At 38.7% G+C, this 14,648-nt stretch carries 14 protein-coding genes; 3 read left to right on the top strand and 11 right to left on the bottom strand.

The genetic code is table 11. The features are described from left to right. The first annotated feature begins 377 nt into the window (after positions 1-377). Positions 378-1,550: an iron-containing alcohol dehydrogenase gene (locus ACFFGV_RS15140; RefSeq protein ID WP_377349495.1), complete on the top strand. Its 1,173-nt coding sequence runs from the start codon at positions 378-380 to the stop codon at positions 1,548-1,550. A 334-nt stretch (positions 1,551-1,884) separates the two neighbouring features. On the opposite strand, the gene ACFFGV_RS15135 is transcribed toward ACFFGV_RS15140, so the two are convergent. From ACFFGV_RS15135 to betB, 9 genes are all read right to left on the bottom strand, one after another. After that, positions 1,885-2,814, bottom strand: coding sequence for an SDR family oxidoreductase (locus ACFFGV_RS15135; protein ID WP_377349493.1), 930 nt, complete (start codon positions 2,812-2,814; stop codon positions 1,885-1,887). 179 nt (positions 2,815-2,993) lie between these two features. Then, positions 2,994-3,407, bottom strand: coding sequence for a hypothetical protein (locus tag ACFFGV_RS15130; RefSeq protein ID WP_377349491.1), 414 nt, complete (start codon positions 3,405-3,407; stop codon positions 2,994-2,996). A 193-nt stretch (positions 3,408-3,600) separates the two neighbouring features. Further along, positions 3,601-4,137 carry a permease gene (locus ACFFGV_RS15125; protein ID WP_377349488.1) on the bottom strand — a complete coding sequence of 179 codons (537 nt, stop codon included), beginning with the start codon at positions 4,135-4,137 and terminating at the stop codon, positions 3,601-3,603. Further along, entirely contained in the window at positions 4,125-4,616 is a 492-nt protein-coding gene (locus ACFFGV_RS15120; protein WP_377349486.1) for a hypothetical protein, read from the bottom strand. The genes ACFFGV_RS15125 and ACFFGV_RS15120 overlap by 13 nt, the downstream gene beginning before the upstream one ends. Next, positions 4,609-4,953 carry a PadR family transcriptional regulator gene (locus ACFFGV_RS15115; RefSeq protein WP_377349484.1) on the bottom strand — a complete coding sequence of 115 codons (345 nt, stop codon included), beginning with the start codon at positions 4,951-4,953 and terminating at the stop codon, positions 4,609-4,611. Before ACFFGV_RS15115 ends, ACFFGV_RS15120 begins: the two co-directional genes overlap by 8 nt. A 1,190-nt stretch (positions 4,954-6,143) precedes the next feature. Then, positions 6,144-6,419, bottom strand: a complete 276-nt coding sequence (locus ACFFGV_RS15110; protein WP_377349481.1) for a hypothetical protein — start codon at positions 6,417-6,419, stop codon at positions 6,144-6,146. A 413-nt stretch (positions 6,420-6,832) separates the two neighbouring features. Next, positions 6,833-7,084, bottom strand: a complete 252-nt coding sequence (locus tag ACFFGV_RS15105) for a hypothetical protein (RefSeq protein ID WP_377349478.1) — start codon at positions 7,082-7,084, stop codon at positions 6,833-6,835. Between the two features lie 1,004 nt (positions 7,085-8,088). Continuing rightward, positions 8,089-9,777, bottom strand: a complete 1,689-nt coding sequence (betA, locus tag ACFFGV_RS15100) for a choline dehydrogenase (RefSeq protein WP_377349476.1) — start codon at positions 9,775-9,777, stop codon at positions 8,089-8,091. Positions 9,778-9,933: 156 nt separating this feature from the next. Beyond that, complete coding sequence (betB, locus tag ACFFGV_RS15095) at positions 9,934-11,406, bottom strand: betaine-aldehyde dehydrogenase (RefSeq protein WP_377349473.1); 1,473 nt, start codon at positions 11,404-11,406, stop codon at positions 9,934-9,936. Between the two features lie 280 nt (positions 11,407-11,686). Between betB and cudC the strand changes: the two genes are divergently transcribed. Together cudC and ACFFGV_RS15085 are read left to right on the top strand one after the other, a co-directional pair. Then, entirely contained in the window at positions 11,687-12,229 is a 543-nt protein-coding gene (cudC, locus tag ACFFGV_RS15090; RefSeq protein ID WP_377349471.1) for a choline uptake/conversion transcriptional regulator CudC, read from the top strand. Positions 12,230-12,414: 185 nt separating this feature from the next. Then, positions 12,415-13,308: a glycine betaine ABC transporter substrate-binding protein gene (locus tag ACFFGV_RS15085; protein WP_377349764.1), complete on the top strand. Its 894-nt coding sequence runs from the start codon at positions 12,415-12,417 to the stop codon at positions 13,306-13,308. 227 nt (positions 13,309-13,535) lie between these two features. Here the strand turns inward: ACFFGV_RS15085 and ACFFGV_RS15080 are convergent, their stop codons facing one another. Both ACFFGV_RS15080 and ACFFGV_RS15075 read right to left on the bottom strand, forming a co-directional pair. Continuing rightward, positions 13,536-14,021, bottom strand: coding sequence for a GyrI-like domain-containing protein (locus ACFFGV_RS15080; RefSeq protein WP_377349469.1), 486 nt, complete (start codon positions 14,019-14,021; stop codon positions 13,536-13,538). 59 nt (positions 14,022-14,080) lie between these two features. Next, positions 14,081-14,647, bottom strand: a complete 567-nt coding sequence (locus tag ACFFGV_RS15075) for a GNAT family N-acetyltransferase (RefSeq protein WP_377349466.1) — start codon at positions 14,645-14,647, stop codon at positions 14,081-14,083. Position 14,648 lies beyond the last annotated feature (1 nt).

Raw genomic sequence — 14,648 nt, 5'->3', positions numbered from 1 at the left:
GGAGCATAGAGGGTAAACGCTTGGCATACAAGGTTTTGATAATTGAGGCGCGACGTGCACCTTTAAAGACCGTATTTCTTACGCTTTTAATACGCCTGTCCACGACATGACTTTGTTTAAATTATGTAATAGCATGACTCTTCGGTACATATTTCCCATTAATAGTATCGAACATCTATCCAGCCATCTCCTACCCCATCATACATCCCTGTGTTTAAATAAAAACAAAAAGGGAATCCAACATCTAGTAAAAGCTTCTTTCTCCTTAGAGAAACCTCCTAAATATTTTGGAGAAAACAAGAATTTTTCTCCTTGTATGCTAGAGGTAGTTTTTACACTAATAATCATTTGTGCCAACGTAAGGAGGCAATTTTTTTATGAGTCGTTTTACTATTCCGCGTGATATTTATTTTGAAGAAAATGCCCTTGAGGTATTAAAGTCTTTTGAAGGGAATAAGGCCGCTCTTGTTATTGGAGGAGGTTCTGTTAAACGTAACGGAAATCTCACTAAGATACAAGAAAACCTGGCCGCTGCCAATATAGAAACAGAAGTACTGGAGGGCTTCAATACCGAGCCAACCTTTGAAATGGTCAAGCAGGGTGCAAAGGATCTGGAGCAGTTCCAGCCTGATTGGATTATTGGTATCGGCGGCGGATCTGCAATGGATTCAGCTAAAGCTATCTGGCTCTATTATGAGCATCCGGACCTTGATTTTAAAGATGCAATTAAGCCATTTGAATTGCCGCGTCTTCGCAATAAAGCAAAGTTTGCTGGTATTCCGACTACAAGCGGAAGTGGTTCTGAAGTATCCAACCTTTCAGTTGTAGCAGATGAAACTACGAATGTGAAATATCCAGTAGCTGACTTTGAACTAACACCTGACGTTGCTATAATTGATCCGGTTATGATTGAAGAGCTTCCAAAGCACATTGCTGCATACACTGGTATGGACGCATTCACACACACTATCGAAGCTTATGTAGCAAAACCGCGTACAATGTACACGGATATCCTGTCACTAGGCGGAGCTGAAGTAATAAAAAATAACCTTCTTGCCTCTTATCAAGGCGACCAGCAAGCTGCTAAGAAGATGCACACAATCCAAGCAATGGCAGGCATGGCCTTTGCTAACGCTGTACTTGGTAACGTGCACAGCCTTGCTCATAAAAGTGGTCCAACGTTCGGCATTCCGCATGGCTATGCTAATGCAATCTACCTCCCTTATGTTATTCAGTTTAACAGAGAGGTTGTGGAAGATCGTTTTGCTGAAATTGCCCGTCGTCTTAATCTAGGAGGAAATAACGACACAGAATTGACTGATTCCCTTGTCGATTATATTTATCAATTGAACAAGGATCTTGGTCTTGCTACTACCCTACAAGACTACGGTGTAACCGAAGAAGAGTTTAATAAGCATGTTGACACAATGGCTGAAAATGCAATGGAGGATCCGTGCACAGGCACTAATCCACGTGAAACTAGTCTAAAGCAGATGAAGGATTTATTTAAAGCTTCTTTCTATGGCAAGGAATCTTTAGTAAAAGCGTAAATAATTAGAACCAGAAAGAAACAAAGCTCAGAAATAGAATTAAGTGCCCTCTATAGAGTAGACAATTTGAAAAAGTCTACTTTATAGGGGGCTTTTCTTACGTGGAGAAGAGAATTCTACTCTTAATGTATATTTCAAGTCCATTAGTCTATTAAGGACGCCAATCATATTTCAAAGGGGACCTTCCATTACGATAACTTATCATCATCTGTAGTCTTTAACAGTTCCATTGAAAAAAGATGACCGCGGTACAATACCGTAATCATCTTTAAAGGCTTTGTATTAAACTGTCTTAATGGAGGATATTTCAGTATAAGCTTCGCTCGTTTTTCTATCATTTACCTAGAAGGCTGGAGACCACGTAGTCTCTCTGCTTGCGTCCAGTCGGATCGGCTTCGGTTTTAAATTTGGTGAAGTTCTCGGCCCATGAGGATGTGCGAATGCGAAGCGGCAGTTCGTCTGCGTTCAGTTGTTCGAATATTACTTCTGCCACCTCTTCCGGTGTTTGGAAGACGCCTTCTTCGCGACCGATGCGTTCTCCCGTGTAATCGTTAAATACTTGCTCATAATCCCCTTTAGGGAATCCCCCATGTTTCTCTAAATCGGCAATAATGGAATTCACGAATTCAGATGAGATGCCTCCGGGCTCAACAATCATAAACTCGACACCGAAATATGGTGTGATGTACGACGCGAGGCTCTCGTAATACCCCTCAAGCGCGAATTTGGATGCGCAGTAAATTTCATTGAGTGGCTGTCCAACAAGGCCTCCTACTGAAGAAATCGATACGATACGCCCCTGTTTTTGTTCTCTCATGTGCGGTAGGACTGCTTTGGTCGCGCGGATCTGTCCAAAGGTATTAATATCGAACACGTTCTGATACTCTTCTTCTGTCAACTGCTCGGTTGTCTTAACGAAGCCGATACCGGCGTTGTTGATGAACAGATCAATTTTGCCGTCCTTATCTATAACCGTCTGAATGGCCTGGTCAATTGATTCCTGTGCTTGCACATCTAGCTGCAGCAGTTCAATATCAAATCCTTCTTGCTGCAGGTCGTGAATTCCACCTGCTTTTTCAAGATTTCTCATCGTTGCGTACACTTTCCACCCAGCTTTTGCTAGTACTTCTGTCATCCCTAGTCCTAATCCTGTTGAAGTTCCTGTTACTACTGCAATTTGCTTTTGCATAGTCATCCCACCTCTTCTTATTAATAAATCTGCCAACCTAACCTTATCCTGTGATGTCTTGTCATACTCAACCATTCTTTGATTTTAGCTGGGCGTTTTATCTGTTTTGTCTTCTCATCTGGCTGATAAATAATACTATAGAGGTTGAAGTGCACTTTAGCGCAAGGGAAACAAGAAATATTTTTAGAGATATAAAAATGTGGACGGTATTATAAAGTTACATTGGAGGTTCCAACATAGTGCTTATAAATTCCTTATTCTACTTTAATAGAAAAAGAATATTTTCCATCCCCTTGTTCCCAGTTAGCTGTTATGAGGTAAAAATAGGTTCCTTTTTGGGAGGGAGCATGTAACTTACTATGGTTAAGCTTAACCTTCTCAGAGGATCCCCCTTCTATCCATCGTTCTATCTTTAGACTATTTTTAGTAGGCATCGTATCAAAGGTAATTTTAATTGTTTGGTTCGGCATTACATCTGTTGGTTCATGTTGTTTCCCCATTTCTATAGGGTTGGCGTAAACTTTATCTACACAATTAGCAGATAAAGGGCCTTCCCAACAATAAGAACCCTCTGTTACAGGTACGCTAATTCCATCTGTTTTCACATGTGGAATTGGATGTTCTGGAGGTGTTAACAAATAAAGAAATGTACCTATGGCAGCTACCAATAATAATACAAGTCCTATGACTGCTGATGTTTTTTTAATAATAATACCTCCCCTCTCTGGTAATAAGACGATTATTTAATATGAACGTTACTATTCAGGGCGTAATGATTACACTACATAATTGCCTCCTTTTACTGAAAACTTAAAACCAGCCAAAGTCTCATTCCTATACCTGCCAAAAACAGAATTATAGCTATTGATCATAGGAATTTTCTGTTATATCATATTTCAAAAGTTGTCGGCTGTCGTAAACTTTCTCGTATATGATTCCTAAGCAATAGTAAAACAGGAGCCCAAAGCTAATATGAAGAAAGGTAAATTTAACCCCGAAAGAAGATATTTCATAGATTACTACTGGTAATTTAGCAGTTGTCCAGACTCCTAAAAAGAACACGATATATCGTAGATTCGCTCCTTTTTTCAAAAGCAACACTGCAATCGGAAATGCTACATAGAGAGGTCCAGCAGCAATCCCTCCTAATAGTAGCCCAAAGATTATACCGTATATTCCAGAGTTTTTCCCCATGTATTTAATCATTGTCTCTTTTTCTACCCATTTATCAAGGAGACCTACGAAAATCAATACTGGAGGAAGTAGAAATAGCATATCTACCATGCTTTTCCCAGTTAATTGAAATGCTTGCCACCCGATTGGCTGGTTTATCCATGTTATAACAATAAGCACGAATAACAATATGAAAAAGAAACGATATTTTTTTAATACATCCATGTCATCACCAGCCAAACAATAAGTGCAAATAGGATAGACATCATTACAGATGCAGCGTTTCTAGTGTAAGCAAAGCTTCGTCCAAATATCTTTTGTTCCATTTGTAATGTTACTATTCCCACACACATTAACGATGACATCATTGCAGCAACTTGAGGAAGACCAGCGCCATTTTGAACTAACGTAGCACCAAGTGGATAAACCACGAAACTTGGTATCAAAGAAACAGAACCAATTAGGATAGAGTAAATAACTCCGATTATTCCGGACTGTTCACCTATAATAGAGGAAATAAGGGATGGAGTTAAAATAGATAAAGAAAGACCGACAAACAGCATGATAGATAGAACATCAGGAATAATATTTCTGAACATCCTCCATGCTTTATACAAAGCTTCATTAGTTTTAGTTTTATCTTTCTTAAAGGATATAAGAGTTACAATAATTGCTGTTACATAAAGAATTACGCCACTAATCATGTTTAGACTCATCATTCCATTGATTATATTTATCCATGAAAAAAGTTAAATTTTTAATTTTTGATTCAATATCAACTTGGAAATCGACTAATTTCTTCTTTCCTATTGTAGTAATCCTGTACTTTTTAATTGGTTTATCATGATTACTTGTGTCCAAATACGATTCCACTGCACCTTCTGTCTCTAATTTTTTTAATGTGCGATAGATAATTGCACTATCAATTGGGTTTACTGGAAGCTCCTTCTCGCACTTCTGTAGAAGCTCTCCCCCGTAACGATCTCCATCTGTTAAGAATAACAAAAGAAATGCATCTGTATGTCTCCCTGTATGCTTCATAACACACCAGACCTCCTAAATAAGAATTATTTTGATTCATATTATGTTACTGTTAATGACAGTGTACTGTTATTAACAGTAAAAAGTCAACAACAACTTTGTAGGAGAGCTTAAACATATATCGTTATTCATAAAGTTGTGTTTCCTATATAAATCAAGTTACTGTTTCAACAACAGAAGGTGGTCCTAACAAGGGAATGTATTTATGTATAAGTTTTGATAAAATTAAACTTTTCTAATAAATGGTCTTGAAGCACAAATACTCTTGTGTTTTTGATAAAGATAAGCTAATGATAGCTCCATAACAAATAATGCTGTATTTGGCATTTATTCCATAATGAAATGGCATTATATTTTTTGAATATAAAAAGACCTTAAATATTTTCATCAATGTATAAAATGATGCATATTTAAGGTCTTTTTGTTCGCGAAGTTTGTTAAAGTAAAGCCCTTGTTTGTGGAAGAATCAGTTTCGAGACTTCTGTTGAGTGGATGGGGGCTGCGAGGAATAGCTCGCTTTCCGCGGGAGCGCGGTGAGCCTCCTCGGACTCCGTCCTGTGGGGTCTCACCCTGCACTTTTTCCCGCAGGAGTCTCGGCATTCCCCTCCGCCCCTCGGTCTAATACATATCTTGAAATCACTTTCAGAATTAGGTGCATTCTATACGTATAGGAACTGTAACACAAAGCTTCCATTGTATGGATAGAGCTCATAACCGCTTGGAATAGAGCTCTTTCTTGCTATAGGTAGTGATGGTGGGTAATACACCTTCCTGGTATAGGGGTTCGTTTCTCACATAATTGAAGGGGTGGTTGGGAAGCTGCGAGACTCCCGCGGGAATGGATTGGCTGGCGAGACCCCGCAGAGCTTTAGCTCGAGGAGGCTTGCCGTCATCCCCGCAGGAAAGCGAGTGGCTTCCCAACCACCCCTTACTCTCCAATCAGCAACGAACCCCGTAAAGTCTCGAAACGGAGTCTTCCACAATCCTTTCCTTTACTTAAAGACTCAGTTTCAAGATAATTGCCAAACATTGAATGATAATACACGTTAATGCACTGTATAACGCGTTTATTTATACACCTTGTCTAATAACATGTTGCCAAAACCTACAAAAAATAAATGCCATATACAATAATGCATAATGCAGGCATTAAAAGAGTCTCCCCTGCCTTATTCTTCATACCTTTCCTATTACTTAAATATGAGAAAAGATCCTGCCAACCAAATAATAAATATCACACCTAAAAAAATGGTTCTAAGTATTTTGTGGACCTTGGTTTGAGCTAAAAATTCACTTTCTACATATCTAAGAAAACTCCCAAAACAAATAAAGCCTACAATTGCTACATATATACCTCCTAACTCATCTGTAACTAATAGATACCTTAACAGGGAAACTATAATTAAACAGTATCCTATATATCCAATGCTCAAGTAAAAATATTGCTTTTTTATTTCTTCTGACATAATTTCCTCCTGATAATCGTTGATTTATATACAAACATTTCGTCTTGTTTTGAATTGTTCGTTCGCGTAACAACAATCTATTATCAAACGATTGTAACAAATAATCCTCGCCCCCTCTTGTTAAAGACATACAATCTAATTTCCTTGCCTACTAACAATTGAGTGTGAAATTGTTTTGCCCTGGAATACCCACACAAGTCTTGATTATAAACTTTGAATATGAAATGGAATATTAATACCGTATTTATTGTGAATCAACTATTACTTACAATTATTTCAACATCATAAACCTTTCTCAAGTGTAAAATGTAAAGGGAAGATGATGCCTACAATAGAAATAGAACGAATCCTAATGTAAGGATTCGTCCTAGTACAGAGACTCAGTCAAAAAGCTTTTTACAACACATTTTCAATTAGTCTAAAATCGAAACAACAAAAAGAACGAATATCATTACTAGTAGGATGAAGGGAGTTATCGCTCGCCTTATCTCCTCTTCTCCGTCAGCTTCTAACGCCCTCTTCCTTAGATCCTTCCAAGAAGCATAGCAACTAAATAAAATTAAGGCTGACATGACGTACATTTCACTAGATGGGAAGTTAATAATTAGTAACAATCCGAGTATTATCGTTGGGGTTAGAATAGCATAATACTGCTTATTACTCATATAATCCCCCTTTAATCACTCATTATTGACTCCATTCTTCACCAAATTCCTTCCATTAATAGAATACTATTTAGTAATCCTGCATGCATGCTTATATGTATTGTTTTGTCCAGATAAATAATCCTCAAATACTTTGATGCTAATTATTGATTACATTCGTTGCTAGTATTACGAAAATTATAATGGTCATAAGGTAGGAAGAGCCAATATATATAGACTTCGCATAGGTTGGCTTGAGCCTGCTTATGAGTACTTCAATAAAGAAAAAAGCACAGCCACTATGATCGAAAAGAAGCTCATTCCATATAGAGGTAGTGCATAGATGACACTGAATATTAATGCTACCATTATATAAATAATGAATTTATACGCCCAAATATTTTCTTTCATTTGAACTTTGCTTAACAATATATTCGTAAGTAGTGATAGTGGAAAAGCTAAAATAAAAACCCCAAGAAACAAGAGGTAGGAAATCACTGAAAAACTAGTTATGATACTATGAAAAGAATTAAAGTCTGTATTTACAAATTCTGTCGGACTTATTATGCCAAATATAAAAAAACATGAAATACTAAATGTCATAATAGTACTGTTTAAACTGTCTTTTATCAACTTTATCACACCTAACATAATGAAACTTTGCTAATACGCTTCACGAAGAATTGGAGTTAATGTCACCAGAAATTTAATAGAGAGACTTCTATTTAGCGCTTGCGGTATATCACAATGTACACTATTCTTTTCCAGATAACATATCTCCTTCAATTGTATAATAACAAATTTTCTTTTTCTCAAACTTCTCATGTAATTGGAATCCATATCTCCATTAAATATGTGTCTGTTTCTTCTTTACCGAGCATATCAGTTTTAACCATTTCTATTTCAGGCATTCCCTTTATAATCCTCTTTCTAGTACTATTAGGCAAAAAAAGAGAAAGCCTTCTCCCATAATGCATTAACAGTAATAATACATTAGCGAAAGAGGCTTTCTCGTCTGGATTATGTTATTTTGTTTTAGATGCTGTACCTGCATCTGCAGGGTGGACTCCATGTCGATAGAAATCGGCATGGATTGGATCTAATGGTTTTCGTCCAAGAATTAGGTCTGCTGCTTTTTCCGCCAACATTAAAACAGGTGCATGGATATTACCGTTCGTCACATAAGGCATGGCTGAGGCGTCTACCACTCTTACATTGTCGAGTCCGTGTACCTTCATGGTGTTAGGGTCTACTACAGCCATTGGATCTGAAGCAGGTCCCATTTTAGCTGTACAAGATGGGTGGAGTGCCGTTTCTGCATCTTCCTTTACCCATTCTAAGATTTCCTCATCCGTTTGGACGGAAGGGCCCGGTGAAATTTCGCCAGCGTTATAGGATTTCATTGCTGGTTGAGACATAATTTCTCGAGTAATTCGGACGGCTTCCACCCACTCACGTCGGTCTTGCTCTGTAGAAAGATAGTTATAGACCATGCTTGGATGCTCTTTAGGGTCTGTGGAGCGAATTTTTAAGGATCCACGGGCATCGGAGTACATTGGTCCAATGTGCACTTGAAATCCGTGTTTTGTTTCTGCTTTTTGGCCATCGTATCTTACCGCTACAGGGAGGAAGTGGAACATTAAATTCGGGTATTCCACTTCTTCGTTTGAACGCACAAAGCCTCCTCCTTCGAAATGGTTAGTCGCTGCTGGTCCTGTTCGTCCAAGCATCCACTGCAAACCAATCCAAGGCATACGTACTTTACTTAAGTTCGGTTGTTCGGAAACCGGCTCTGGACAAGCATGTTGAATATACACTTCAAGATGGTCCTGAAGGTTTTCTCCTACACCTGGTAGGTCTACAACTGGCTTAATACCAAGTGATTGAAGGTGTTCCGCTTCTCCCACTCCTGATAGCTGAAGAAGCTGTGGGGTGTTGATAGCACCACCTGCAAGGATGACTTCCCCTGCTTGTACCTGATGAATTTGTCCGTTTCTTTGATACGTCACGCCTTTAGCACGAGTTCCGTCGAAATCAATACTCTTCACAAAAGCACGAGTTTTCACGGTCAGGTTCTCCCGGTCCATTACTGGGTGGAGATACGCTCTTGAGGCGGACATACGCTGGCCTTTGTACACATGCTTATCAAATGGACCAAAGCCTTCTTGGCGAAAGCCATTAACATCAGGAGTTCGGGAGTAACCTGCCTCTACTGCTGAGTCAAAAAAGGCCTGGAACAAAGGATTTTTGGCTGGGCCTCTTTCTAATTTTATAGGTCCATCGTGACCGCGAAGGTCGTCATTCGGTGACCCTAATGCATTTTCAAGGCGTTTGAAATAAGGAAGGCAGTGGGCAAAATCCCAGTTGTCCATGCCTTCATCAGCTCCCCAACGTTGGTAATCCATTGGGTTTCCTCTTTGATAAATCATCCCATTGATGGAGCTGGAGCCCCCAAGTACTTTTCCTCGAGCATGTTTAATTCTCCGTCCGTTCATGTGTGGCTCCGGATCTGACTCGTACTTCCAATCATAGAGACTTTTCCCGGCAGGAAATGGCAAAGCTGCCGGCATTTGAATTAATAGGTCCCAGGAATAATCATGACGTCCTGCTTCTAATACCAAAACACTCTTATTTCCATCCTCACTGAGACGGTTGCTGAGTACAGACCCTGCGCTTCCGCCTCCGACGATAACAATATCATATGATTCACTCATTATCTGTTCCCCCTTGTGTCGTAGTTGCAATGGAAGGGTTTCAATCTCTAAGAGAAGACTTACTTCCCCTTATTACCTTTACAAATTTAGATATTTAAATGTGATGATATATTGTTTTACTTACAAAATGTCTTCTATGATTCATAGATTGGTAGCTTAAAACCAATGAAGAGGCTCCGGTTTTAGGTTTTGGAATATATGTTTTGTTTCAGTATATTCTTCTATCCCTAGCTTACCTAGCTCACGTCCAATACCAGATTGTTTATACCCACCCCACGGTGCGTGTGGGAAATAAAGGTTAAATTCATTAATCCAAACAGTCCCCATGCGCATCTTTGCAGCACAGCGTTCAGCCTTGGCTATGTCGTTTGTGAAAACTCCGCCAGCAAGTCCATAAATAGAGTCGTTTGCCAGCTTCACGGCTTCTTGTTCTGAACTGAATTTTTCGACTGTGATTATCGGCCCAAATGCTTCTTCCTGAACAATGTCCATATCAGTTGTACAGTTTGTGAAAATGGTAGGTAAGTAGAAAAATCCATTCTGTAATGCTGGATTCTCTGGACGCGCTCCACCAACAGCTAGTGTAGCGCCTTCTTTCATACCTGTTTCTACATACTTTTCTACTTTTGCCAGATGTTCAGCTGAAATGAGTGGTCCCATTTGAGTTCCCTCCTCAAATCCACTTCCCAGCTTGAATTGCTTTACCCGTTCAACGAGTGCGTTCACGAATGTATCATGGATGCCTTCTTCAACAATTAATCTTGTGCCTGCGGAGCATATTTGTCCTGCATGGAAGAATACTCCATTCATCGCTTGATCAACAGCCAGGTCCAGATCCGTGTCAGCAAAAATTATGTTAGGGTTCTTTCCGCCAAGCTCAAGGGCGAGCTTCTTTACATTCCCGCTTGCTGCTTGCATAATTTTCTTTCCAGTTTCAATGCCACCTGTAAAAGAAATAAGGTCTACATCCACATTGCTGGATAATTCTGCTCCAACTGTAGCACCTGCTCCAAGAACGAGATTTGCAACTCCAGCCGGTACTTCTGCCTCCTCTATTAGTTCAAATACTTTAATAGTAGTAAGCGGTGTAATCTCACTCGGCTTCATGATCAACGTATTTCCTGTAGCGAGAGCTGGGGCGAGCTTCCAGGATGCTTGCAGTAAAGGATAATTCCAAGGTGTGATCTGGCCACAAACACCTACTGGTTCGTGAACCACTTTACTTATAGAATTTGGCACTGGAGAATCAATCAACTCTCCCCCATCTTTGTCAGCGAGCTGGCCATAATAGCGGAACACTCCTGCAATATCAACCATGTCTCCTCTGCTTTCTTCTACTGTCTTACCAGTATCTAAAGATTCTAATTCAGCCAATTCTTCTTTATCTCTTTCAATCAATTCAGCAATCTTCGTTACAATCGCTCCTCGTTCAGTTGCCGGGGTCGTTGCCCATTCTCCGTTATCAAATGCCTCTCTTGCAGCAGCAATTGCTGCTTTTGCCTCTGATTCATTGCCTTCTGGAACAACTGCAATAATTTCTTGGTTATATGGATTTATTATTTGTCGTTTATTTTCGGATTCTGCACCTATCCATTCCCCATTAATGTAGTGCTGTAGGTTGAGATTCATTGTAATCAACTCCTATTTTGTGTCTGAGTTAAGTTTATTAAGAATTTATTTAACAAATTAAACGTTACCATGTCTTCTCAAACATGTCAAAAACGAGAGTATATATTTTCAGAGCTTAAAGAAATATATAAATGGTTACGGTTTGTAGGGTGATGGACATTTTCAACTCCTAAATTTAAGATTTGCATTTGACATTTTATTTATAAGCGTTAACATAAGTTCGTGAAGAATATTTGAAAAATATTTAACATGATTTACTGTATGTTGAAGGAGCGACCTTATGAGTGAATCTACTGAAAGACCTAGCACGAAATTAGCTGAAGCCCAGGATAAGGTTATTGGCGCCATTGCAGAGACAATGGATTTATATGGAGTAACTCCAGCTGCTGCAAACTTATATGCGACTATGTACTTTAAGGATCAGATGACACTAGATGAAATGCGGACAGAGCTCGGGATGAGCAAACCGAGCATGAGTACTAGTGTTCGCAGGCTGCAAGAAATCGAAATGGTTAAAAAAACATTCACACGCGGTTCAAGGAAACATACTTATGTAGCTGAGAAAGATTTCTTCCGTTCCTTTATGGCTTTTTATTGTCAAATGTGGGAACGTGAGGTGAAAATGAATATGAGTGCTATTGAGGAAGCGCAAGAAGATTTCATCAATGTTATAAAGGACCCTAACAGCACACCAGGTATTGTGGCTGAAGCAAAGAAATACTATGATCAATTAGAGGAATCAAAAACTTACTATCACTGGTTGAGTGAGTTAGTGGAAAGTATAAGAAGCGGAAAGATCTTCGAGTTCTTACCGAAAGATTAGGCACAAATCGGTTTCGGGTAGTCTATAGGAAGAAACGATAGACTACCTGAACATATTGGATAAATTCACTTTGAAAGAATAAGATATTTTTTTAGCATCTTCATTAAATTTTTTCTTAACAAATTTAACGTTACTAATACGTTGAATAGATTATCACAGAATAAAGGAGAGGTTTTACATTGAATATGTGGAGAAGAAGATTTAGTTTTATGTTAGCGGTACTACTAATCACAGTGCTTACAGCATGTGGGAGCGCTAATGAGGAAGCAAGCAGTGATCAATCCAGTGGAGATTCAGAGGAAGGCAGCAAAGAGCTAGTAATTGGCCAAATTAATTGGGCAGAAAATATTGCGGTAACAAACATGTGGAAGGTCATTTTAGAAGATAAGGGGTATAGTGTTGAATTCAACAATTTAAATATGGGTACTACGATGAGAGCACTGGAAACTGGCGATTTAGATGCTAGTTTGGAAATATGGCTGCCAGTTCAGGATGCTAATTATTTAGAAAAATATCAAGATACGGTGAATTTCTCAGATGCTACGTGGTATGACACGGCTAAAGTGGGACTAGTTGTTCCAGCTTATTTAGAAGAAGTGAATAGCGTAGAAGACTTGAAGGAACATAAAGAAAAATTTGAAGGTGAAATTGTAGGATTTGATCCTGGCGCAGGTACGATGGAGGTTACGGAACAACTAATTAAAGATTATGAGCTTGATTATGAATTACTATCAAGCTCCGAATCTGCGATGATAACTGAAATAGGAGAAGCTATTGAAAACGAAGAACCAATCGTAGCACCACTTTGGAGCCCACACTGGGTATTCTCCAAATATGACTTGAAATTTCTAGAGGATCCTCAAAACACATTTGGTGGTGTAGAAAAGATTCACCATGCTACTAAACAAGGATTTGCAGACGAGTATCCAGACGTAAGCGAATGGTTTAAAAATTGGAAGATGAATGACGATCAAATCGGTCAGCTTATAGAATATGTACAAGATGCCGAGGAGCCTATAAATGGAGCCGAAAAATGGGTGGAAGAAAATCAAGATGTAATTGATGAATGGGTTAAATAATCGCATAACCATGTGGCATAAACAAGCTAGTCTTTCTTCAATGAGAGGCTAGCTTGTTTTGTTGAGGCATAAATAGCAGCTTGAAGCTGGATTGAATCCCAACTAAACAGATCTTCCTCATAACCTCACTTATCCTTAAACCAATCAGAAATTAAACTAAATGCCTAATGTATGTTTTTATTATGAATGTTGACATTAACCTTCCCATTAGCATAATAAAAAGTAATTTACATCATAGAGTCGCATAACTCTACATGAACATTTGAAGTATGTGCGGGGTCGTTATTTTCTTGGTACAGTTCTATATTCCAACTATGATTAGAACGGGGATACTCATTACATTCCATCCATTTATGTAATTCTGCATAGCTGGATTGTATCTGATTGTTTGGTCCTTTGTGTAGTATAGATGCATACTTTTGTGATGGAATGGTTAAGGTTATCATATTAGAAGGGATATTATCATATTTGCTGACTGGAACCCCAATCCAATATCCATCTTTATCTGGTGTGGGGGTATCAACAATGAATGCTCCTATTTGTTGAACAGGGTGTACGATATTACTAATTTCTGTTGTTCTTTCTTTTAACTCCGAAGCAGCTTTTGGGATTTCTTCGATATATTTTTCCCCATCGCAAAGTACTCTAAAGCCTACTAATTGTACTTTTCCAAAATGTTTAATAGACTTCCCTCTTTCCATTTTCTGATGCATATCCTCATGCCTCCCTATTTGTATGGTTACTATTCATTTTAGTAGTTATTTTCATTGGCTTATCCCTTTTGTAGGCGATACGCGTCAATGAAACCATTAAAAACACTGTGATTGTATAGAAAACCATGTTTTTCATAAAACTTTCCTACTGTCTCATTGCCGTTTGCTACATAAACCCATAAATCCTCTACATCGTTATGGCTGTTTAGCCACTTCATAATCATACGGGTTAAACGGTCTCCAATATGATGCGTTCTATAATTAGCATCTACGTATAGCAATTTGAAAGTTCCTATAGTTTTCGGTACTTTATAGGTTTCTGGATAGAACCCAATCCCTTCCAGTTGCTCTGCCCAAGGAGGTCTAACTTGTTTATTTTTCTCTGTTACCAATCCGATTGTGGCAAAAGCAAACCCAACCGGCATTTCTTTATCAAATGCTACTACCATATGCTTCCTTGTGCTGTTCTCATAATCTATTTTCAATCTGTTATTGAAATCCATGCTAGCCAATATATCAGGGCGTATAGTTGCATGGTCTGCTTGGAATGTCATTAATTTATTGCATAATTCCTCTAAGAAATCTATATTGTCCTCTGTAACTATGTCATACTTGATATGCATCATG

This window comes from Pontibacillus salicampi (assembly GCF_042434395.1).
In the GTDB taxonomy this organism is placed as follows: Bacteria; Bacillota; Bacilli; order Bacillales; family BH030062; genus Pontibacillus; species Pontibacillus salicampi.
Note: the sequence above shows the minus strand (reverse complement) of the source record. Positions and strands in the feature narration are given on the sequence as shown.

Coding starts and splice junctions, on each gene's coding strand:
- ACFFGV_RS15140 (WP_377349495.1), top strand. CDS start 378: ATGAGTCGTTTTACTATTCCGCGTGATATTTATTTTGAAGAAAATGCC.
- ACFFGV_RS15135 (WP_377349493.1), bottom strand. CDS start 2,814: ATGGTTGAGTATGACAAGACATCACAGGATAAGGTTAGGTTGGCAGAT.
- ACFFGV_RS15125 (WP_377349488.1), bottom strand. CDS start 4,137: ATGGATGTATTAAAAAAATATCGTTTCTTTTTCATATTGTTATTCGTG.
- ACFFGV_RS15120 (WP_377349486.1), bottom strand. CDS start 4,616: ATGATTAGTGGCGTAATTCTTTATGTAACAGCAATTATTGTAACTCTT.
- ACFFGV_RS15115 (WP_377349484.1), bottom strand. CDS start 4,953: ATGAAGCATACAGGGAGACATACAGATGCATTTCTTTTGTTATTCTTA.
- ACFFGV_RS15110 (WP_377349481.1), bottom strand. CDS start 6,419: ATGTCAGAAGAAATAAAAAAGCAATATTTTTACTTGAGCATTGGATAT.
- ACFFGV_RS15105 (WP_377349478.1), bottom strand. CDS start 7,084: ATGAGTAATAAGCAGTATTATGCTATTCTAACCCCAACGATAATACTC.
- betA (WP_377349476.1), bottom strand. CDS start 9,777: ATGAGTGAATCATATGATATTGTTATCGTCGGAGGCGGAAGCGCAGGG.
- betB (WP_377349473.1), bottom strand. CDS start 11,406: ATGAATCTCAACCTACAGCACTACATTAATGGGGAATGGATAGGTGCA.
- cudC (WP_377349471.1), top strand. CDS start 11,687: ATGAGTGAATCTACTGAAAGACCTAGCACGAAATTAGCTGAAGCCCAG.
- ACFFGV_RS15085 (WP_377349764.1), top strand. CDS start 12,415: ATGTGGAGAAGAAGATTTAGTTTTATGTTAGCGGTACTACTAATCACA.
- ACFFGV_RS15080 (WP_377349469.1), bottom strand. CDS start 14,021: ATGCATCAGAAAATGGAAAGAGGGAAGTCTATTAAACATTTTGGAAAA.
- ACFFGV_RS15075 (WP_377349466.1), bottom strand. CDS start 14,647: ATGATGCATATCAAGTATGACATAGTTACAGAGGACAATATAGATTTC.